The organism is Turicimonas muris, from assembly GCF_002221595.1.
Lineage (GTDB): Bacteria > Pseudomonadota > Gammaproteobacteria > Burkholderiales > Burkholderiaceae_F > Turicimonas > Turicimonas muris.
In genome coordinates, this window is sequence record NZ_NHMP01000005.1 from 103,899 (window position 1) to 124,978 (window position 21,080).

At 43.5% G+C, this 21,080-nt stretch carries 19 protein-coding genes; 11 read left to right on the forward strand and 8 right to left on the reverse strand.

Going from position 1 to position 21,080, the window contains the following annotated elements; genetic code table 11:
• Nucleotides 1-9 precede the first annotated feature (9 nt).
• Both ADH67_RS09080 and ADH67_RS09085 read right to left on the reverse strand, forming a co-directional pair.
• A complete protein-coding gene (locus ADH67_RS09080; RefSeq protein ID WP_066594398.1) occupies nucleotides 10-591 on the reverse strand; it encodes an NAD(P)H-dependent oxidoreductase in 582 nt (193 codons plus the stop codon).
• 565 nt (nucleotides 592-1,156) lie between these two features.
• On the reverse strand, nucleotides 1,157-2,119 hold the full coding sequence (locus ADH67_RS09085) for a LysR family transcriptional regulator (protein WP_066594403.1): 963 nt from the start codon (nucleotides 2,117-2,119) through the stop codon (nucleotides 1,157-1,159).
• Nucleotides 2,120-2,285: 166 nt separating this feature from the next.
• Between ADH67_RS09085 and ADH67_RS09090 the strand changes: the two genes are divergently transcribed.
• On the forward strand, nucleotides 2,286-3,722 hold the full coding sequence (locus tag ADH67_RS09090; RefSeq protein ID WP_066594405.1) for an aspartate ammonia-lyase: 1,437 nt from the start codon (nucleotides 2,286-2,288) through the stop codon (nucleotides 3,720-3,722).
• 123 nt (nucleotides 3,723-3,845) lie between these two features.
• On the opposite strand, the gene ADH67_RS09095 is transcribed toward ADH67_RS09090, so the two are convergent.
• Both ADH67_RS09095 and ADH67_RS09100 read right to left on the reverse strand, forming a co-directional pair.
• Nucleotides 3,846-4,109, reverse strand: a complete 264-nt coding sequence (locus ADH67_RS09095) for a cytochrome c3 family protein (RefSeq protein ID WP_066594407.1) — start codon at nucleotides 4,107-4,109, stop codon at nucleotides 3,846-3,848.
• A 9-nt stretch (nucleotides 4,110-4,118) separates the two neighbouring features.
• A complete protein-coding gene (locus ADH67_RS09100; RefSeq protein ID WP_201415730.1) occupies nucleotides 4,119-5,294 on the reverse strand; it encodes an alpha-hydroxy-acid oxidizing protein in 1,176 nt (391 codons plus the stop codon).
• Between the two features lie 204 nt (nucleotides 5,295-5,498).
• Between ADH67_RS09100 and ADH67_RS09105 the strand changes: the two genes are divergently transcribed.
• On the forward strand, nucleotides 5,499-6,572 hold the full coding sequence (locus tag ADH67_RS09105; RefSeq protein WP_066594409.1) for a substrate-binding domain-containing protein: 1,074 nt from the start codon (nucleotides 5,499-5,501) through the stop codon (nucleotides 6,570-6,572).
• Nucleotides 6,573-6,803: 231 nt separating this feature from the next.
• Nucleotides 6,804-7,784: a LysR family transcriptional regulator gene (locus tag ADH67_RS09110; protein ID WP_066594411.1), complete on the forward strand. Its 981-nt coding sequence runs from the start codon at nucleotides 6,804-6,806 to the stop codon at nucleotides 7,782-7,784.
• A 25-nt stretch (nucleotides 7,785-7,809) separates the two neighbouring features.
• Here ADH67_RS09110 and ADH67_RS09115 read toward each other — a convergent pair whose 3' ends face one another.
• A complete protein-coding gene (locus ADH67_RS09115) occupies nucleotides 7,810-8,775 on the reverse strand; it encodes a LysR family transcriptional regulator (protein WP_066594412.1) in 966 nt (321 codons plus the stop codon).
• A gap of 138 nt (nucleotides 8,776-8,913) precedes the next feature.
• Between ADH67_RS09115 and ADH67_RS09120 the strand changes: the two genes are divergently transcribed.
• On the forward strand, nucleotides 8,914-10,353 hold the full coding sequence (locus tag ADH67_RS09120) for an aspartate ammonia-lyase (protein WP_066594413.1): 1,440 nt from the start codon (nucleotides 8,914-8,916) through the stop codon (nucleotides 10,351-10,353).
• A 107-nt stretch (nucleotides 10,354-10,460) separates the two neighbouring features.
• Here the strand turns inward: ADH67_RS09120 and ADH67_RS09125 are convergent, their stop codons facing one another.
• Nucleotides 10,461-11,432: a LysR family transcriptional regulator gene (locus tag ADH67_RS09125; RefSeq protein WP_158212634.1), complete on the reverse strand. Its 972-nt coding sequence runs from the start codon at nucleotides 11,430-11,432 to the stop codon at nucleotides 10,461-10,463.
• A 113-nt stretch (nucleotides 11,433-11,545) separates the two neighbouring features.
• On the opposite strand from ADH67_RS09125, the gene ADH67_RS09130 reads away from it, so the two are divergent.
• The 3 genes from ADH67_RS09130 to ADH67_RS09140 all read left to right on the forward strand — a co-directional run bounded on the left by ADH67_RS09130 (nucleotide 11,546) and on the right by ADH67_RS09140 (nucleotide 14,049).
• Nucleotides 11,546-12,508: an agmatinase gene (locus tag ADH67_RS09130; RefSeq protein ID WP_066594415.1), complete on the forward strand. Its 963-nt coding sequence runs from the start codon at nucleotides 11,546-11,548 to the stop codon at nucleotides 12,506-12,508.
• A gap of 150 nt (nucleotides 12,509-12,658) precedes the next feature.
• Entirely contained in the window at nucleotides 12,659-13,090 is a 432-nt protein-coding gene (locus ADH67_RS09135) for an NfeD family protein (RefSeq protein ID WP_066594417.1), read from the forward strand.
• A gap of 11 nt (nucleotides 13,091-13,101) precedes the next feature.
• On the forward strand, nucleotides 13,102-14,049 hold the full coding sequence (locus ADH67_RS09140; protein ID WP_066594419.1) for an SPFH domain-containing protein: 948 nt from the start codon (nucleotides 13,102-13,104) through the stop codon (nucleotides 14,047-14,049).
• Nucleotides 14,050-14,112: 63 nt separating this feature from the next.
• Here the strand turns inward: ADH67_RS09140 and ADH67_RS09145 are convergent, their stop codons facing one another.
• Nucleotides 14,113-15,093 carry a DMT family transporter gene (locus tag ADH67_RS09145; protein ID WP_066594421.1) on the reverse strand — a complete coding sequence of 327 codons (981 nt, stop codon included), beginning with the start codon at nucleotides 15,091-15,093 and terminating at the stop codon, nucleotides 14,113-14,115.
• A 104-nt stretch (nucleotides 15,094-15,197) separates the two neighbouring features.
• Nucleotides 15,198-16,007: an alpha/beta hydrolase gene (locus ADH67_RS09150; RefSeq protein WP_066594426.1), complete on the reverse strand. Its 810-nt coding sequence runs from the start codon at nucleotides 16,005-16,007 to the stop codon at nucleotides 15,198-15,200.
• A 273-nt stretch (nucleotides 16,008-16,280) separates the two neighbouring features.
• Between ADH67_RS09150 and ADH67_RS09155 the strand changes: the two genes are divergently transcribed.
• Genes ADH67_RS09155 through ADH67_RS09170 form a run of 4 tightly spaced genes read left to right on the forward strand, consistent with a single transcriptional unit; the run spans nucleotide 16,281 to nucleotide 20,793 of the window.
• Nucleotides 16,281-17,714: a lyase family protein gene (locus ADH67_RS09155; protein ID WP_066594428.1), complete on the forward strand. Its 1,434-nt coding sequence runs from the start codon at nucleotides 16,281-16,283 to the stop codon at nucleotides 17,712-17,714.
• Nucleotides 17,715-17,727: 13 nt separating this feature from the next.
• On the forward strand, nucleotides 17,728-18,801 hold the full coding sequence (locus ADH67_RS09160; RefSeq protein ID WP_066594429.1) for a lyase family protein: 1,074 nt from the start codon (nucleotides 17,728-17,730) through the stop codon (nucleotides 18,799-18,801).
• A 25-nt stretch (nucleotides 18,802-18,826) separates the two neighbouring features.
• A complete protein-coding gene (locus tag ADH67_RS09165) occupies nucleotides 18,827-19,777 on the forward strand; it encodes a DMT family transporter (protein WP_066594430.1) in 951 nt (316 codons plus the stop codon).
• Between the two features lie 41 nt (nucleotides 19,778-19,818).
• Complete coding sequence (locus ADH67_RS09170) at nucleotides 19,819-20,793, forward strand: LysR family transcriptional regulator (protein ID WP_066594431.1); 975 nt, start codon at nucleotides 19,819-19,821, stop codon at nucleotides 20,791-20,793.
• Nucleotides 20,794-21,080 lie beyond the last annotated feature (287 nt).

Below are 21,080 nucleotides of genomic sequence, written 5' to 3' on the forward strand. Positions count from 1 at the left end.
GAATTTTACCTAAGCGAACACCTTCTTTAGATGCTCCTTGAAACGCTGTCTATCCTCTTCAAAGGTAGGATTTTTATCAACGTCATTGGCCATAAAACTGGGGAGTGGTTTCATTCCCAAAAATTGGAAAGCTTTGTGAACTGGGAGAAGAACACCGTCGATCCCGACACCTCCGAAAAAATCATCTTTCCTCTCAAAAGCGGCTTTAGGAGCGTTCCAGGTTGAACTAAGCATATATTTCTTATCGGTGAGAGTTCCTCCGGTGCCATAGCCTATTGAAGGATCGGCATGATGCCGCCCGTCATTTTTCACAATACCCGGTTGAATGAAAACTTCGTCTTGATATTTTTTAAATTGCCAAGGAGGGCTCATCCACCAGGCTGGAGTCTGAACAATAATCGAATCCGCCCACTGGATTTTCTCGACTTCTTCAGAAATTTCCCATAAACCTCCGACCAACGTAATCTGAACTTCGTGCCCCAATTTTTGAAGCACTTTCATAGCCAGGTCGGAGTAGTAGTGATTAAGGTTTCCTCCTCTGCCAAAAATTTGGCACCCGCAATCAAGAATAAGTACTTTTTTCTTTGACATAACGCTGTCCTCATAAAGGATAAATGCTGTAATACTTTCTCAAGTAGTATCTTATTAAACGGAAATAAAAGAAGTTAGCTACCTGTTAGACGCATGAAAGGAACTGTATAGAAAAACTTATCCTTTTCAAAAAACAATAAAAAAAAATAATCATTAAGGATAAAAAAAATCACTTCCTCGATCCTTGAATGCTTTAAAAAAGTTCAGAACTTGCTTACCTGTGGATACTTCAAGGTAACGAAGTGGGGTAGAAAGGCTTGTGATTCTTACGATGATCAAGTTTTTCCAACTTCATAAAAACGGAATCCCTCAAAAGATACGGCATTAATTTTTATTCATGTTCTCCAGTAGATGGTGAAGATAGTAATGGCAGGGACGCGTTAAGCACTCCTGCCATCGGTCTGATTATCTGAAATTAACTATTTTTGTAATAATTCTGCTGCGTTCTGACCTGCAATTCTTCCAAACGTAATGGTTTCAGGAATCGAGTTGCCGGTAGTAATAGATCTTTAACCTTCTCCGCATTTCTCGTCGAAGGCTTGTTTAGTCACTATTGAAGGATTTTTTATCTTACATACACATGGCCAAGCAACTCGGGGAATTCTTTTTCAAATGAATAAAAAAGCTTCTCGGTAAGCGCATTTTTTATTTCTCCTGCTAGAAGCTCTGCAATCGGAGAATATATCTCATCGTAATAATTAATAAAAAATGTCCGGGTGGCCTTGTTCGTCATAAACGGAATCAGTTTGAGATTATTCTTAAATAAGCGAGTGCTCCATAACGCAAGCGCAGGTTGAATAGACCAACCATTCCCTTGACTGATAATATCCATCATTCCTGACTTGGACCCAAAAGATATCTTTCTTGTCTCTTTCAGCCCAAGTGTTCTATAGATGCGTTCTACTTGAAAAAAGTCCATCGTATCCGGTGGAAATCCGAGGAAAGGCAAATTTTCTAAATTAGGTTTGACTGCCTCAATGGAACCTCCTTTGAACTCCGGCCTGTTGGGAACGACTAAAAGGAATTCTTCTGAAAACAAAGGAGCCGACAAAATATTCTTTTCCTTTGTCAGAGGATCGGTGCAAAGGGCAATATCAATTGCCTTCTTTTTCAACAAATCCGCGACATAAGGAGAAGTTCCGGACGTAATGAACAAAGACTCTGTTGCCTTCCTTAGATCCTCGAACACATACGGTATTAGATTTGCCGCGATTCCATCGGAACATCCCATCCTCAGGTCTAAGTCTCCGCAACTTCCGGCAAGTGAAATATTTTCAGCCAACCGAGTAATTTCTTTGATTAGACAGGGACCGCGGTTATATAAGGCACGTCCGGCCTTAGTTAGTCTCATAGGCCGTGTTTCACGTGTAAAAAGTTCGACACCAAGGTTCATTTCCATTTTCTTAATAACACTGGAAATGGCAGGTTGAGTTAGGCCTAAAGTTTCTGCAGCTCTGGTCATACTACCGTCGGCAGCAACTTCAAGAAAAATTTTAATCGAGGATATTTCTAAGGGTGAGTCGAGCATATGCAGTCCTATCAAGAAAGAACTTAACGGCAGACCATAAGTTTTTTTAATAGTTCTCGTTTAACTTAGTTTATTTTAGTCGCTTTCCCATCTGCCTCGTATCACAATGTGATCATGGATTCAAACTCAAATATCCTCACCAAATATCAACCCAAAGGAAAAAACAATGGCAACAAGAATTGAACGAGATTGTCTCGGCGAAATGGAAATTCCTGATGATTTGTATTATGGCATTCAAACTACCCGTGTTATGGGAGTTTCGGGCGTTCTCGGAGAAAAAGTTATCAAATATCCGTATCTTCACAGAGCTCTCACTCAAATGAAGAAAGCTGCCGCCTTAGCCAATGCGGAAATCGGGGCTCTCTCTCCTGAAATTGCCCAGGCTATTGCATGGGCTTGTGACCAAGTTCTCACCGGCAAGTATGACGATCAATTTCCTCTTGATATGTTCCAAGGTGGCGGTTATACCTGCGTCAACATGAACATTAACGAGGTCGTCGGAAATTTGGCAAATGAGCATCTGACAGGTCATAAAGGCCAAGATAAAGTGCACCCAAATACTCATGTCAACATGGGCCAGTCAACAAACGATGTCGTCACTTCAGCAGAACATCTCTGTATTTATCCGGCTTTGGATTTACTTGCTCCTGAACTCGACAAACTTGCTGACGCATTCCAGGGTAAAGCTGATGAATTTGCTGATGTCGTTAAAGTTGGAAGAACTTGTCTTCAAGATGCGGTTCCTCTTACACTCGGCCAAGAATTTGGCGGTTATGCTGAATTCTGCAGACGACAAGCCGCCAATATCCGCGGTCTTAGAGACGAGTGTTTTGAATTGATTGTTGGTGCCACTGCGGTAGGCACAGGTATGGGAGCAGCTCCTGGCTACCAAGAAGCTTTCTACAAACATCTTTCCGCACAGCTTGGCGAAAATGTCAGAAGTACAAAGAACCTCTTCGATGGAATGCAAAACGATGACTTCTGCGTAAAAGTCTCTGCTGCGGTTAAACAAGCGGCATGCGGTATTTCTAAAATTGCCAAAGACTTACGTATTATGAGCTCCGGTCCTCGTGCCGGCTTTGGCGAAATCACACTGCCGTCTCTTTCTCCGGGTTCTTCCATTATGCCGGGCAAGATCAATCCGATTCTTCCGGAACTAGTCTCTCAGGTTGCACAGCAAACCTGTGGCAATGATGTAGTCATCAGTATGGCTTTTGAGCAGGGCGAATTGGAAATCAGCGTCTGGGCACCTACTCTTTACAAGAACTTATTCGAATCCTTCGACCTTCTTACTAAAGTCATTCCGCTGTTTATCGAAAAATGCATCAACGGTATTGAAGCAAATCGTGAACGCTGCCGTAAAGAAGCTAGAGAGACTATTGCTCTTTCTACCGTAGTCGCTGCAACTCTCGGCTATCCGGAAGGCGTTAAAGTTTCTCACTATGCTCAAGAGCACAACCTTGCCGTCGCGGACGCTGTGTTGGAAATGGGCATTATGACCAAAGAAGAAGCCGATCTGCTCTTGGATCCGGCACTCTTGGTAGATCCTGCCCGGATGTCTGAAGCAATCGCTAAGTGGAAGAAGCAAAAAGGAAAACTGTAAAAAAATTCCCTCCCTGAAGTTTTTGACTTATTTACATAAGTCCTCCATCCTTCGAGAGCCCGATGAACTCTCGAAGGCTTTTTTATTTTCTGCTGCCTTGTCCCAAAGGCAGCAGATTTTCAGCTACCGTTCTTGATGCCCTTTATGGCAAACGGAACATGGAACATCAGCGGTCTTCAGCGCAGAATGCTGAGGATTTGAAGTGCTTAACTTTTCTTTTCCTCCGTGGCATCCAATGCATTTGTTGTAATCGGCAAATGGCATTTGAGTATGACATCCTTCACAGCTCAGGCCTTTGAGCTGGTGATTCTGTGCAACAGGAGCCGCAAAGGCACAGACCGCAAAAACCAATGAAGAAATATAACATCCTAGTTTTAAAAAAGACATAGTGCACTCCTAATCGGGAATGACTACCATATTGCGGTTAATATCTTTGACGGTTTGTGCACCGGTCAATACCATGGCAACGGCCAGTTCATTCTTGATCTTATTAGCAAACAGAGCTACGCCGTCAGCCAATCCGCCATGAGCCGCTCTAACAAAATGACGTCCTGCCAAAGTGCATTGAGCACCTAAACCAAGATATTTTTCAACATCGGTACCACGAGCAAGTGTTCCATCAACCATAATGAAGCAACGGCCATTCACTACATCTGCGATCTTCGGAAGAACAGCTGCTGTTCCCGGGGTATCAGCGAGTGTTCTGCCGCCGTGATTGGAAACTACGATACCGGCAGCCCCAGCTTTAACGCACAACTCTGCTTCATCCGGGGTCATAATGCCTTTGAACAATAACGGAAGCTTAGAAGCTTTAACGAGTTCTTTGAGTTGTTCAAATGTCTTTGGTTCAACGGTCTGTCCTTTTGTTGCACGAGACGCGCGGCCAGCACTGTCCAAATCAATAGTCAAAGCAATGATGCCGGCCTGTTCAGCCAATCTCATTCTCTCGATGATATCTTTCTGCAGTCTTGGCTTTAATCCGACAATGGCTTTGTAACCGTGTTCTTTCAAAGTTTGGAGACGTTTTTCGTAGACATCCAGCGGGTCACCGATTCCATCAGCAACAGCACCCAATGTACCGGCTTGGTTGCATCCGCCGCAAATAGCATTCACAAATTCCGCTTCAGTTAACTTTCCACCCATGTTATAAGTCGTGCCTCCTGTCGGAGCTGCGATAACCGGCATAGAAATTTTGGTACCGAAAAAGTCAATAGAGGTATCTGGAACATGAACGCCGTGCACAACACGTGAATTCAATTGGACTGCGGCCAAAGAATCGTAGTTGGCTTGGAATCCGCGAGAAGCCCCCATACCTCCGAAACCAGGTACTTGACCTACGCAAGGTCCTCTGCCGTTGCATTCCGGACAGACATAGCAACGCGGGATCATCATTTCACGTGCACGATTACGAACTTCTTCATAAGTCATCTTTCTGGTCAACGGACGAATCTGTGAAGTCTTTTCTTGAGCTGCCGCGACAGTACCTACTCCTGCCAGAGCGGATGTTGCAAGAGAAGCTACAGAACCTTTGAGGATTGTACGACGTGTAATGAAAACGTTTTTTTCTTCCATAATATTCTCCTTGGTTATGAACATCTTAATAATAAATTAAAACATATTATGAAGTAAAGTACATATTTTCCATTATCATAAAGGAATATTGTGTTCATACAAAATGATTTAATCAAAAAATTTCCATTACAAAATCTTGTTATTAAACATCGGAGGCCAAAGTTATGAAGTAAAATACATTTCTCTCCTCTGAGGTTTTTACAAATGACTCCGATCAAAGTAAGACTTAATTTCTCCTTGTTTAAGAAAGAGCAAAACTCCAAACTAGTGTTAAGCAACCCTCTCTTAGACTTACTCGACGCTGTTAAGCGAACGGGTTCGTTAACCGCAGCTTCTAAAGAATTAGGTTACTCATATCGTCATCTCTGGAATGAAGTCAAAGAATGGGAGAAAGAACTCGGAGCCGATCTCTTGGTTAGCGGGAGAGGAAAGAACGGAGAATTAACGCCTTTTGCAGAAAGACTCCTGTGGGCGAATAAAGAAGTTCAAGCCAAATATCACAAACAGCTTTTAGATTTGAAAGCGGGCATAGCACAAACGTTCTCCAGAGCTATCAAGGAGACCTGGGATCCAATCCAGATTTCCGGCTGCCCGGATATGGCAATAGACATTCTCCGCCAAATCGCCGTTGACAAAGGAGAAGACCTTGAAGTTAATTTCAGTTCCAGTCTTGAGGGGCTGAAAAGCTTGAATAATCATGAGTGCGATATTGCCGGTTTTAACTTTCCTCTTTCCTCCGGAAGGGACAGCCAAGCATGCAAAATCTTTTCGCCTTATCTGAACCCTGAGAGCATGGCCGTAATTACGTTTGCAACTCGCCTCCAAGGGCTCGCCGTACCAAAAGGCAACCCAAAAAAGATCTATTCCATCATGGATATTGCCTTCAAAAAAGCTAAATTTATCAACCGCAAGGAAGGAACTGGTACGCGCCTTCTCTTTGACAAGCTTTTACAGGCCTCAGGCCTTTCCTCCTCTGATATCTTCGGATACGATAATTACTCGGCGTCCACCTCCATGTCGGCAGTTGCCATCGCTTCGAACCGAGCTGATGCTGGAATCTGCACCGCTAATATCGCTGAAGAGTCCCACTTAGATTTCATACCGCTGGCGAAAGAAATCTATTACCTTGCCTGCACAAAAGAATTTTTAGCCTCTCAAAAAGGAACTGATTTCTTATCTTTTTTAAAAGACATTGATTGGGAGCCATACTCGAAGCAGCTGCAGGGCTATGACTTTTCCCACGTCGGAGAAATTCTCAGTCCGGAAGAAATTTTTTAATAAGATGTCAACAAAAAACAGAAAATTTTTATTTCGCTCGAGCATAATTCCGAGCTGCAGGATCACTAGATCGCGATGTTGAAATCCACTCTCATGGGCATCTGCTACTAGGCATTACCCGCACTTAAACCAACAATTACCCTAAATAATGATAAAACTTAGATAAAGTCTTTCAGTATTTACTATCCCGTAGAAACGGGATTATGTAATGGCCCAATTAGGAGTGAACAAATGACTGTAGATTCGGGGCTGGATATTGGCTGTCTAAGAATATTTCTTGAGACCGCAAAAGACTGCAACATGAGTCGAGCAGCACAGACGCTCGGTGTCTCTCAACCTGCGGTCTCTGCTTCCATCAAAAAAATTGAAACCATACTTGGTACTAGTGTTTTTGATAGGAATACCCGCCCTATTCAACTTACCACAGCAGGACGAATGCTGTGGAATCGTGGTTCGTATCTTTTAGAACAATTTGATTGCCTGACCCCATCAATTAAAAGCTCCCTTGTCTGTCATAAGGTTGATTTGAGAATGGGATGCTCAGACTGCATGAGCTTTGCTCTTAGCCCTAGCCTAATGAATGCTGCCTTGGAATTCACCAAGAATCTAAGCGTTAAAACCGGAAGCACACCTACTATTTCACAGATGCTTTCCTGCAATCAGATTGATATTGCATTAGCCTCCGACTCCATGATTGGAGTAGAAAACGTTCAAGCGCTTCCACTTTTGACTGAAGAATTCCTCTTTGTGGTTCCCAAAGACATACTAGCGTGCCCAAGTCCTTGCTACAAAGAAATTTACGAAAAACTGTCCCATCTTCCTTACCTACGGTTTGGCAAAGAAACTTTCGATTTTGTTCAGTCCGAAAGAATCTATCGAGGACTTCATTTCAAAGATGTGCAGCGCATCGAAGTTGACACAAACAAAGCCATGATGTCCCTCATTTCCAACAGAAGAGGATGGTGCATTTTGCCCCCGTTGAGCATATGGATGGGAAAAGAATTCTCTAGCAATGTCAGTTTTTTCAAATTCAATGTAGAAGCTACACGTCGTTACTTTGTTCTTTATCAGTCACATGGATATGCCTCAATCGCAGAAAGAATCAGAAAGGTATCTATAGAACTCTTTAAAAAAGAAATATTCCCGCAAATTGCTAAAGAGTGGCCGGAATTGTTAAAGCACATCCATCTTAATGATGATTGCGCCAGTTGAGCCCGCAACGCTCAAGCACACTTAATCAATGAGACAGGAGATGGATAAACGATGATAGACCCGGAACAATTTTGTCCATCTTTGGCATGAGATTATGCTGAATTGCCTTCTTTGCCGCTGTATGAACCACCGTTCTCATCCGATTGCTGGCTCCACACTTTCCAATAATCCAGGACTGTCTTCGCATCTGACGGCCGGGAATAGTGAAAAAATCCACGCCTTGAATAAAATGGCCTGAGGTCCATAAATTTGTGGGTGTGACAATCGACCATCCGTCAAGTTCTACTACGAGTCCCACTAAGAGATAGCTAGTGGACACAGCAGTTTGGACTCTTGCATGCATTCCGATTGAGCGGAGAATCCTATCAACCTGAATTCGATCTGAACTTTGCTTGTTATATTCGATCAATGGATGAGAAAAGGCAAACTGCTGGAATTCATTAAGAGAGGTAAAAGTTTTCGTCCCTTTTTTCACAATTATTAGAAAGTCCTCTTCCAACAAATCCAGTCTCTCGAAACTATTGTTTTCGAAAAGTCCCTCAGGGGAAAGAAGGATATCGATCTTATCTGCCTGAAGGGCTCTGCTCATTGGATAAGTTAAGCCTGACTGAACTTCCAGCTCATGAGTTTTTTCTTTTAAATCGCTAATCAGCCATGGTCCGTAAGATCCGGCTGCAGATTCACTTAGGCCGAGACGTAAAGAACTTAAGTTTTTGCTTTCATCTTGGATTTCATCGTACAAAGATTCCGAAAGCCGCATCAGCTCCTGGCCTTGAGAATAGAGGCGGCGCCCTGGCCCTGTAAGAGTCATCGGACGAGAATCACGTTCAAATAATTTAACTTTTAAATGTTCTTCTAAGGCTTTGATGCTCTGGCTGACAGCCGAGGGTGTCTGATTCAACCTATGCGCTGCTTCTTTCAAGTACCGAACTTCTGAAACTATTAAAAAGACTCTTAATAAGTCAGTTTCAATCCATTTTTTTTCAGTCATAAGCGAGGCTAAGTTAAGGAAAACTGAATCTTCTTTATTGTATTTCTCATTTTAATCGACCTATAAAAAGAGTTCTGACAGAATCATATTCAAGAAAGATTTTTATGCTTACTCCCTCAAATCCTAAGGAGAAAATAAATGACAAACTTCAGAACTGAAAAAGATTGTCTCGGTGAAATGCAGATCCCAGACAGCGACTACTACGGCATCCAGACTCATCGCATGGAAAAAGTTTCCGGCTGTGCAGGCCTTCCTGTCATTTTCTATCCTGATATGCATTATGCGTTAGCTCAAATCAAGAAAGCAGCAGCCAAAGCAAACGGCCGCATTGGTGCCATGCCTCAGGAAGTTGCAGACGCAATCGTCCAGGCCTGTGACGAGGTTTTGACCGGAAAGTACAATGATCAATTCCCGCTTGATATGTGGCAAGGCGGTGGCTATACCTGCGTTAACATGAACGTTAATGAAGTTGTTAGCAACCGTGCAAATGAAATCCTTACAGGCGAAAAAGGCACTTCCAAGGTGCATCCGAATACGCATGTGAACATGGGACAGTCCACCAACGACACCATTCCTTCTGCCACACACCTCGGAATGATCGGCCGTGTAGACAAAATGATCTGCGAACTAACCAAGCTTGCAAAATCCTTCAGAAACAAGCAGGAAGAATTCAAAGATATCGTTAAAGTCGGCCGTACATGCTGGCAAGACGCTCTTCCTTTAACCCTCGGTCAAGAATTCGGCGGATTCGCATCCGTTACAGAACGCTTGGTTAGAAAACTCCAACATCTCCGTCCCGGCTGCTTCGAAATCGTTATGGGCGGAAGTGCTGTTGGTACAGGATTCAGTGCTGCACCAGGCTACAAAGAAACTATCTATGAAGAGCTAACCAAACAATACGGTGAAAAAGTTTCTCCGATGGAAGATCTCTTCGACGGATTCCAGAATCCTGACTTCATCGTAGAAATGTCCGGTACCGTCAAAGAAGTTGCCATGACCTTATCTAAGATCTGCAAAGACTTACGTCTTATGAGCTCTGGTCCAAGATCCGGATTCATGGAAATCCAACTGCCGGCTCTCTCCCCTGGATCTTCCATTATGCCGGGTAAGATAAACCCAACGGTCCCGGAAATGGTTATTCAGATTTCTCACCAGGTTGTCGGCAACGATGTTGCTATAGCGATGGCTTACGATGAAGGCGAACTCGACCTTAACGTTTGGGATGCAACCTTCTACAAGTGCTTATTCGAAAGCTTCCAATTAGTCAACTCTGAAATTGAAATCTTGCGTGTTCATTGTGTAGACGGCATCAAAGCTAACGCTGCAAGATGCGCCCAGGAAGCCAATTCTTCTATCGCCCTCTCCACAGTTGTAGCTACAGCGTTGGGCTATCCGATGGGCGTGAAAGTTGCTCATTATTGTGAAGCTAATAATAAGACAGTTAAGGAAGCCGTTATTGAAATGGGTCTGATGACTGAAGAAGAAGCGCAGAAGCTGGTTGATCCAATGCTGATGACAAATCCTCATGCAATGGCACCTGTCGTTGACGCCTTCAAGAAAGAAAAGCACGTTATTTAATTTTTAGAAAAACTCCTTTCTTCCTGTTTTTTTATTCCAGCTTTTTGAAATCCATAAAGAAGCTCCAGCCTCGGTCCTGAAGCCCGAGGCTCTTTTTTTTCTTTGTCTCACTCTGCAAATAAATACTCGCTTGAAATCCAAGGGATTATCGGACAAAGTTCGGCTTTAATCTTCTCTTGCATAAGATGGATAAGAAGGTTCTTCACGGTCCCCAACAATTCTTTGTCAAAGCTATTTCTCGAGACTAAAAAGACTTTCCGCCGTGATATCGGAGAGGGTGCTTTTACTATGGTCACCTCTCCCAAACCAACCAGTGACGAAACAGCATAGGGCTGAACGAGTCCCCAACCCAATCCGGCCTTTACGAATTTCAAGATCATATTGGTATCCTCGACTTTATAGCGCGTGGAGAACCGAAGAGAGAGACGATCAAAAAACGTTGAGATTATTCTGTTGTTTGCCGTATTTTTCCCATACTGAACGAACGAGAGTTCCAGTTTGCTTAACACTTGCCAAGTTAGAGGAGAAGGAATTTCAAAGCCTCTAGGGAAAATAAGTACCCATGGCTCTTCAAATAAAAAATCCCAGGCAAGAGAATCGTCAGAAAGTACTGGAGAGGAAAGAACCCCGAGTTCTATCTCACGGTTAAGGAGGGCAAAGAAAAGACGATCCGAGGGACCGGTTTTGATTTCCAACTCATTGATGTCCTGAGACAACCCCTTGGCCACATCCGCACCTATGAAAGAACCTACAGATTCCAACATTCCAAGTTTCAAAAAAGGTTTTGTCTGACCTTTGTTTTTTAGCTGATGTAAAAGGGCCCCCAATTCTTGTGTACCTTTTTCTAAACCCGCAAGCAATAGCCTTCCTTCATGTGTCAGTCGTAACGGACGGGCGTCTCTTTCAAAAAGTCTGAAGCCCAGTTTCTTTTCAAAGCTTTTAATCGACTGAGAAATTGATGACTGAGAGACATGAAGACGCTGGGCAGTAGAAGAAAAAGAGCGCGAGCTTGCCGCTTCTAGAAAAATTGCAGCATTCCTTGTTAACAGAGAATCCTCTAGGAGCGAATCGTTTTCCATAGCTATCATAAGTAAACGCTAATACTATTAATTAAATTAATCAATTCTAATTCACAAATTCATTATAAAGAACTAAACTTTTTTCATAATCCTCATTTTTCAAGGAACTAAGAATGCCGAAAGTAATTCATAATCTTCCTATTACTGGCATTGCCAGCTTTGCTAAATATCCTATCTGTACAGATCTTGACCAAATCGACGACGCCGACATGGTCGTCATGGGAATTCCCTACGATATGGGTGCTCCTTACCTGAGCGGTGCTAAGTTCGGGCCAAGAAGAATCCGTGAAGTATCTTGTCACTACGGTCGCGGTCCCGCAGGATTCTGGGATCCGGAAAGAATGGAGCAATATTTAGAAGCACCGGTCAAAGTAGTTGACGCCGGAGATGTTGATATGGATCCGATGGATTTCCACAAGAGCTTTGAAAACGTCACCGAGGCTGTCAGAAAAATCGTTTCTAAAGGTGCAATTCCCGTCATGATGGGCGGCGACCACTCTGTTACCATTCCTCAAGCCATGGCAATGGATATGTACGATGACATTTGCATCGTGCAATTTGATGCGCACTTGGACTTCGGAAAAAGAACTTGGACGAACGGAAGTCCAATGAGAATGATTTCCGAGATGCCACATTTCACAAAGATGTGCCAAATCGGCATGAGAGGTCTGGGCAGCAATACCCGAGAAGACTTTCAAGCCGCTTATGCTTATGGTTCTGTTGTTATTCCTTCTCGTAAAGCATTAGAACTCGGAGCACAGGAAGTCATCAAGATGATTCCGGAAGCCAAGAATTATTTTGTGACCATTGACATTGACGGATACGACATGAGCACCGCCCCTGGCGTTGGTTCTCCTTCTCCAGGAGGCTTGAATTACAACTTCGTCACTGATGTTCTTGAAGGCATCGCTAAAAAAGGCAACGTCATCGGCTTTGACTTAGTTGAAGTTGCTCCTCAATACGATCCGACAGGCATCACTCCAAGACTCGGAGCTATGACCATGCTGGCTTTCATGGGCTTCATCATGAAAGAAAGAGAAAAGAAAGGCTTGTTGAAAAACAAAAAAGCTGAATAAGTTTTCTTCTTAACAGGAACACAGAGCGGTTGAAAGCCGCTCTTTTCTTTTTTAAGAGTTCTCCTAGGAAAAGTCTTCTCTAGACAAAGAGAACCATTCCATTATCATGGAAAGAACAACTAGAAAAAACGATAATCCTAAGGAACATGCATGAACTTAACTTATCTTTGGCTCATCTGTGCCATATCTTTGGCATGCGCTGATTTGCTTCTCGGAACGGCTTATCTTCTTATCCTCGGCATCGCAGCCGCTTTGGCTTTTCTGGTTTCTCTTTTTACCGACTCTTTCACAGCGCAGGCTTGGGGCTTTGTTCTATTTTCAGTCATCGGTGTCCTCTTCTACAGTCTCCGGAGGAAAAGCTCATTAAAGCAGACAATCAATTCCGAAAAGCTTCAGAATATTAATGAAGGACAGCTTGTAGAAGTCCATTATTGGGATAAGTATGGCAGAACAAAAGTCTTTTACCGTGGGTCTCACTGGGAAGCCGTCCCTCTCAAAGGAAACCTCCCAACTCCCGGCGTATGGGAAATTATCGGCATGACCGGAAACACTCTAATCATCAAATTCATTAATAACAAATAAGGAGAACTTGGATGGAAGCAGAAAACGTTGTGTTATTGGAGTGGGGAGCCCTCATTCCGGTTTTAATTATCTTTGCCGTCATTTTTATCTACAAATCCGTGAAGGTAGTTCCCCAACAAGATGCTTGGGTCGTAGAACGCTTTGGGAAATTTAATGCCGTTTTGCAACCGGGTCTGAATTTCATCATTCCTTTAATTGACAAAATCGCCTATCGTCACTCCCTTAAAGAAATTCCTTTAGATACCTCGAGCCAAATCTGCATTACTAAAGACAACACTCAGCTTCAAGTCGATGGCGTGCTCTACTTTCAAGTGACAAACCCTGAGCTAGCCAGCTATGGAACCTCAGATTATGTGATGGCGATTACACAGCTAGCTCAAACTTCTTTGAGAAGTGTTATTGGCACCATGTCTTTGGATAAGACATTTGAAGAACGGGATGAAATTAACGCGCGGGTCGTACAGGCAGTAGACGAAGCCGCTCAAACTTGGGGCGTTAAAGTTTTAAGATATGAAATCAAAGACTTAACACCGCCGAAAGAAATTCTCCGAGCCATGCAGCTTCAGATTACCGCTGAAAGGGAAAAACGCGCTGTTGTAGCAGCCTCCGAAGGTCAAAAGCAAAAGGAAATTAATATTGCGGAAGGTAATCGTGCCGCTCTAATCGCTCAATCCGAGGGCGAAAAGCAAGCTGCGATTAATAAAGCGGAAGGAGAGGCCAGAGCTATCGAAGCAGTCGCAAAAGCACAAGCTGAAGCCATCCGTGTGGTAGCCGACTCTATCGCTCAGCCAAGCGGCATAGCTGCCGTTAATCTTCAAGTAGCAGAAAAATACGTAGAAGCCTTTGGAAATGTTGCTAAAACCAACAATACCATGCTTCTTCCCGCTAATTTTGCCGACATGGGCTCAATGATTGCCACTGCCATGACCATCGTCAAAGAAACGAAAGATCAACAGTAATTTCTTCCTTCCTTGATTGGATGAGAGAAGTTTTAAGACAAACTTCTCCATCCAATTTTTCTTCTAAATTTCCGTTGGCAATTCGTGGACAATCTCGTTTTTATCTTTCTCTTCCAGGGAGCTGAAAAGTTTTAATGCGTAAACGACTCCACCGACAAGACAAGCCATTCCGACCACAAGAGAGACCGGCGGAAGCTTCCACTCATAGACATGGGCCCATACGACAGAAAAAATAGTTTCGAAAACCAGCATCTGACCAACGAGAGCCGTCGGAACTCTTTGACTCATGGCGTTCCAGAGCGCAGTTGCGACAAAAGAGCACATGACACCGGCAAAGAGACTCCATCCTACGAAGTCAATCGGCTGAGGGCCTAAGAACTGCGGCATATCTCCCTTCAGATACCATACCAGTACGTATAAAACCAAGCCGAAAGGAAGAAGAAGACTGCATTGCATACTCGTGAAAAACACCGGACTAACTTTCGGATGCTCTAACAGCCAATCTGCGTTTCTGATCGGATACCAAGTCCAAGCAACTGTTGATGCAATTGCAAAAGCTGTTCCAATGACAAAATTCACCGCACTATTTCCTGAGGAAAAGGACTCAACCAGGCCGTTATAGTTAGAAAAAGTTAACCCGAGAAGAATCAAACCAAGCGGAAGGACCAGCTGGGAATTAGGCAGGTAACGTTTGCCTTTTTTCCGGTCTCTTTCGTTCGCGATAATAGCGACCAGCACAGGGATTAAACCAAAGAAAGTTGCTGCAAGAGGCACACCTGCGTACTGAATCGCCGTAAACAGAAACCACGGCTGAATAAGGTTGCCGATCATCGTCAGCACAAAAGCAAACTTCCAGTCTTTAAAACTGACCTTAGAAAGATACGCCTTTTGAACCCAAAGTCCGAGCAGAGCAGTCAATCCCATTACTATGGCTCTTGCAATGGAAATATATAAAGTGTCATAGCCCGGAAGGACAATCGGGAGCAAGTAAGTAAGGCCCCACAGAGCACAAGCAAGGAGGCCGAATCCAACACCTAACAGCATTTTTATATTCTCCGAAGGAGCTACCACTGTACTATTGTTCGTCTGCTTAGGTGTCCCTTATTTAAAAATTTAAGGAAGTTCAATAAATAATTTTTATGCTTTGGCTACTTGAAAGACTGTTTTAAGAACTCCGTTAATCTGCCCCGGAACGGTGAATTATTGTCTGAAAAAACGCCAAGATAACTCTTTCCCGGGACGTCCCAAACTTCAGCTTGTTCAGGCAACGCTGCCGAGATCAACGCTTGCTCTGTCTTTCTAACAAAGTCGTCTTTCTGCGGTTTAACAACAACTAACGGACATTGAATTGTTGGAAGTACTTCTATCGGCTCCAATGCGTCAGATTTGAGTAATTTGGAAATCACATCCCCAACAACGGGCCCGTACCTCTCTTTGAGCCAACCTTTTCTAGTCGCATAAATAGACTCAACAACCAACGCTTTAACTTCGCTTGAATGATTAGCCGCAAAACGAAGGGCAGCATCTGCACCTACGCCTTGGCCCAAAACAGCCAAACGATTCATGCAATATTTTCCTAGATTTCCCGGAACCTCATTTATGGCTTTCCAAGCTGTTTCTCCGTCTGTAGCAATACCTGTAAGAGTCGTTGAACCTTGACTATGGCCGATACCTCGATAATCAAAGAGACCGACTGCATATCCTTCCAACGCCAAATAAGCGACTTGCTGCAAGTTGTAGGACATGTTGAATTGCCCCGAATGGAAAAAGAGAACAAAACCTTTGCAAGACTGTACTGTAGATAACCTAGGCTGAAGAACTTGATAGCAAACCGACTCTTTATCTGAAATGGATGCCTCACCATACTCAGCTGTTAAACCGTAATGCTGAGCGCTCCAATAAGGAAGCGATGTTCCTCGGAAAAACATGCTCTCAGTCATATCAGATAAAAAACTCATTCTCTTCTCCGATGAGGGATTTTTTGGGGAAAGTATTTTCAGTTTAATCTTTTGGCTTACAAATGTGCCTAAGGTATATCCATGACCTTTGGTTCTTTACCGAGACAGCAGTGCTTCCTCGGCCTGTCAAAAATGAACCGCATGTTTAGACGCTTTGTAGACCGTCTTTATTATGAAATATAATTATAATTAGTAGTCTTTTTAATTCTAAAAAGAAATTCTTTCGGACTTAAGTTTAAAGTTTAGAAAACAAACTATCTTAGGTCCAACGTCATGCGATTAGAGAAAGATTCTTTAGGAACGCTTGAGGTTCCTGACAACGCTTATTACGGCATTCAAACCGTCAGATGTGCAGCCAATCACAACGTCACCAATCACACTTTCTGCGAACTTCCACGAATCCAGAGAGCCCTTGCAGAGATAAAAAAAGCTTGTGCACTAACTAATCAACAAATTGGCGCTTTAGAGAAAGTTAAGGCGGAAGTCATCGTTCAAGCTTGTGATGAAATTATTGCCGGAAAATTCCAAGATCAATTTCCAATCAATATTTGGCGCTCACACGGAACAGGGGCCAACATGAATGTCAACGAAATCATTGCTAATAGAGCCAATGAAATATTGACTGGGCACAAAGGCTACGAACAAGTCCATCCCAACACTCATGTGAATATGTGTCAGTCCTCCAACGATGTCTATCCGACCGTACAGTCCATTGTTCTATATAGACAGATTGGCGAGGCCCTAGAATCCGTCCAGCTGTTGGAAGATGCGTTAGGTGACAAAGCTAAAGAATTCAAAAACATCGTAAGGCTCGGCCGGACCTGTTTGCAAGATGCCGTACCCAATACTTTCGGTCAAGTTTTTGGCGGTTGGCAGCACATGATTCATCGCTTGAAGAACAGACTTGCTGACTATCGCGATGAGTACACGAGTGTAGTTTTAGGCGCAACTGTCCTCGGTACAGGTATGGGCCAAATGCCCGGCTATTCCGAACATATTATGGACAACCTCTCTCAGGTATTAGGATGGAAAGTTCAGTGGCCTTCATGGGAAGAGGAAGTCATTCAAGACAGTGCGGCTTTTGACGGCATGCAAAACTGCGACCATTCACTTGTCCTTGCAGGCCTGTTGAAAGCCCTTTGCTGTGCGGCAGGAAGAATTTCTAAAGATCTCTGCATTCTTTCATCAGGTCCGAAACACGGTTTCGGAGAAATCAATCTTCCCCAAAAAGCAAACGAGGACTCCTCATCGGTGCCTCAGCTGATGTTCGAAATTATGCAGCAGTCCATTGTTACTGATCAGGCTGCTACTTTAACAGTCAATGAAAATGACAGTGATGAAGCCATCACAGACAGTCCCAGCTTCATGGGTCTAATGGAAACCTTGGACAACATTACGGAGGGCTTCAAAATCTTCGCAGAAGATTGTATTTCCGGCATCACTGTAAATGAAGAAAAAGTAAATACGAATGCAGAAATGTCCACATCTTTGGCCACGATGGTCAGCGCATTGTTCGGCTATCAGGTGGGTACAAGAATTGCCCATCGTGCTTGGAATGAAGGCATCTCTTGCCGAGAGGCGGCTTTGGAAGAAAATTTGCTGACTCAAGAACAAGCAAACGATCTGTTCGATATTCAAAAACTGACGGACAGAGAGGCGTTAGTTCAGATGTTTGCCAAATACGGCTCCTTGAGAAACATTAAGTAAGTTGAGGCACAAAATGAAAAACCTTACCAGCTCAATTACATGGTCTACTTACCCTGCATATCCTCGTGCCATACTCTCCATCCTTCAGGTAATTGGAACCGCAAAATCCAAAATCGGACTCGTTTCTGAAGACACCTCTCGAGCAATTGAAGAAGCTATTCAAGAGGTTATCCAGGCTTCATTTGATTGGAAGATCTTAGGAGTTTCTGATCTTTCTTTGACAAAGAAAATCCTTGAAGAGGTCATAGCCAAAATTCCGGAAAAGTTACAACCTGAGGCCAGGGAGGCCTTAACCGCCGGATACTCGCCCTATGCGCTTTTCCTGACAGCCAAAGAGTATGTCATTCTTCGAGAGCTTCGGCTTTTGCTTGACTCGACAAGTAATCTAAAAAAGATACTTTTGCAAAAAGCCCAAGCCTTTTCCGAAGAACGTACATACGCAAGAGATCATTTAAGGGATGCAGATGAAATTAATTTCTCCACCGTTTTTGAAATATTCGAGCAAGGTATTTCCGAGCAAGACGAACTTATTTCCTGCTCATTGAACCGCTGGAATATTAATTATTTAATCTCTTACAGACCTGGTTTAGAGGAGGCTCCGACAAACATATCGGGATTCCAATCGGCTCTGCGACAAGAACTGGAAAAACAGTTTGAACTTAAATTAGACAATCTGCCGGGGTACTTAGATTTTTTGAACTTTGGAGTAAAACTGCTTAACTCGCACGCTCTGCTGCAAGGTCTCTCAACGCAAGTCTGGAGAATTGCCAACGATCTGAGAATTCGAGCTTCCGGTCCTAGGGGCGGCTTGAGTGAAATAACACTTCCAGCAGTTGCTCCTGGCTCTTCCATCATGCCGGGAAAGCTGAATCCGATTATTGCAGAAATGATTTACGGGACATGTGATCAAGTGGATGCTGACCATGCCGGAATCAGCATGTCTCTCAAATCAGGATGGCTAGAAACAGCTGCTACGTCATCTCTTTCTCTAAAAGCTTACCTTCAAAGCGTTGAACTATTGAGACGTTCCATTGACTGCTTTACCAACCTGTGCATTAGCGGCGTGGAAATTAACAAAAAGGCTTAAGTTTTAGAGCTCTCGTGAGGACACAATGAATATCAGTGGTTCTTATATCAAAGGCGTTCTTCTTGTTCTGCTAAGTGCGCTTTGTTTCAGCATCAGCGGAACTCTACAAGCTCTTGCCCCGGAAGGCTCCAATCCTTTCATCATCACGGAGATGAGAATGATCATCGGAGCCTTATTCCTTTATTTTTGGTGCCGAGCATTTAAAAAGCTTCCTCATAGCTACAGAGACTTGCCTTGGAAATCACTTTTCATCTGTGCTATTTTCCTTCTGATAGGTCAGCTGTGCTTCTTCACGGGAATGGCCAATATCGGCGTAGCTGCCGGTGCAGTGATCTCCATTGGTTCTGCTCCGATATTCGCCGCCATTATTTCCAGAATTTTTTTCAAGATCTCTCCTCCCAAGGCCTGGTATGCGGCCACCTTTTTAGCCATAGCGGGAGTCGCACTAATCAATGGAGGCGACCTAAATCAGTCCAGACTATTCTTTATCCTGATACTCCTCACCGACGGGTTGACGTACGCTGCCTACATCAATTTCAGCTCAAAAATCGGAGATAAGCTTGATAGCGATGCTGCAGTTATGCTGATTCTTGCGATTATTGCCGTAGCACTTTCTCCGGTCCTCTTTATCTTTCCTATTTCCTGGACCTACTCCTCTTTAAACGGAATACTCGTTTGTCTCGGACTCGGTATATTTACGGGAGGAATGGCATTTGCATTCTTAACCTCAGGTGCAAGACTTGTAAGCCCTGCCGTCGCATCTACTCTTTGTCTTGCCGAGCCCCTCGGAGCAGTCTGCTGGGGTATCTTTCTTCTTAAGGAAGACGCTTCCTTCACCACCTTGCTAGGAATTACCTCTGTCCTTTTGTCCATCATTGTTCTGGTATTTTTTGCCAAGAAGACGAAGAAACCTTCTAATCCAAAAGCTCAAGAAATCCCGCAAATACAGAGCTCTTCAACAATTACCGATGTCTAGTACACTTGTTCCTCATCGGGAAGGACGAGGAGACAATTTTTATGAAGCTACAAGACACCGGAGCCTTGAAGCCAAGTTGGCGCGCTTTTCTTCTTCTTTGTGAGGCTCAAAGTTTCTCCAATGTAGCAAAGACAGTGGGTATTTCTCAATCAGCTCTATCCAAAACGATTAAAGCTATTGAATCAGAGCTTGGCTTTCCACTATTTGACAGAACTAAACGTCCGATCGTTCCTACACCGGAAGCTCTGCTCCTAAGAGAAGAATTGGTAGTAATGTCTGCAGGAATCGATGCAAAAATTAAAAAACTGCGGCTTCAGAAAGATCTACGACCTACCTTGCGTTTCGGCTGTGTTGACAGTGTATGCCGTTTCATCGTTCCTGCTCTTATCAATCATTTTGGAGATAGTCTTTCCAAGTTTTCTCAGATCACCGCAAATTCAGGAATTCTTATTAAGAAGCTCTTATCAAACGAGCTGGATGTAATTTTGGTCAGCGGTTCCTTTGATGAAATAAGCGGGCTCTACCGTAGAAAAGTCTTCACAGAGCCCTCCCTCATTGTCCTCCCTCCGAAATTTGGAGAAATCAAAAAACAATGGAGTTGGCAAGACCTCCAAAAGCTAGAGCTGCCTCTTCTTTCTTCATCAGAATCGAGTGAGGCAAAAAGACTGAATGATAGGTTCTTAAGCAGTTCCAGACTCCATTTTTTTTCTCCCTATCAAATTGATTCTGATGAAATAATGATTTCATTGATCGAGTCAGGAACCGGTTGGGCGATAACGCGGCCTTCAACACTCTTAGCTTCGCGAAAGGACAAACTTAGCGTATCTCTACTTCCGCTTCCTAAAGGAAGTTTTGACCGACACCTTTATTTGATGAGCAAAGAGAATTTTTTTATCCCAGAAGTTAATGCCATTGAGTCGGTATGCAAAGCGGTTCTTCAATCTGAAATCAAACCGCTTTTAAAGGAATTTCTTAAATATACAAAACTCCTTCAACAGGCTAAACAAATTAAGTAGAACTTAATTAAAAAAGAAACCTCTCTTCACTTTCTTGGCTGCTCGCATCCCCACTTTTAGAGTGGTGTTATTCCATTGAAGAGCGCATCCTCCGCCCGCTGCTCTAACCATAAATCAAATTTATAGGCGCAATGTAATTTGGATTATTAGAAGTGCAAACGGACGGAGGTTCTCAGAAAATGGATATGAACCAAATATTTAAGGTCTTGAGAATATTTGGGCACCATCTTTCTAAAACAACTATCAATCCAAGGAGGAAGAAGGTCTCAGGACTCTGTACCTTCTGC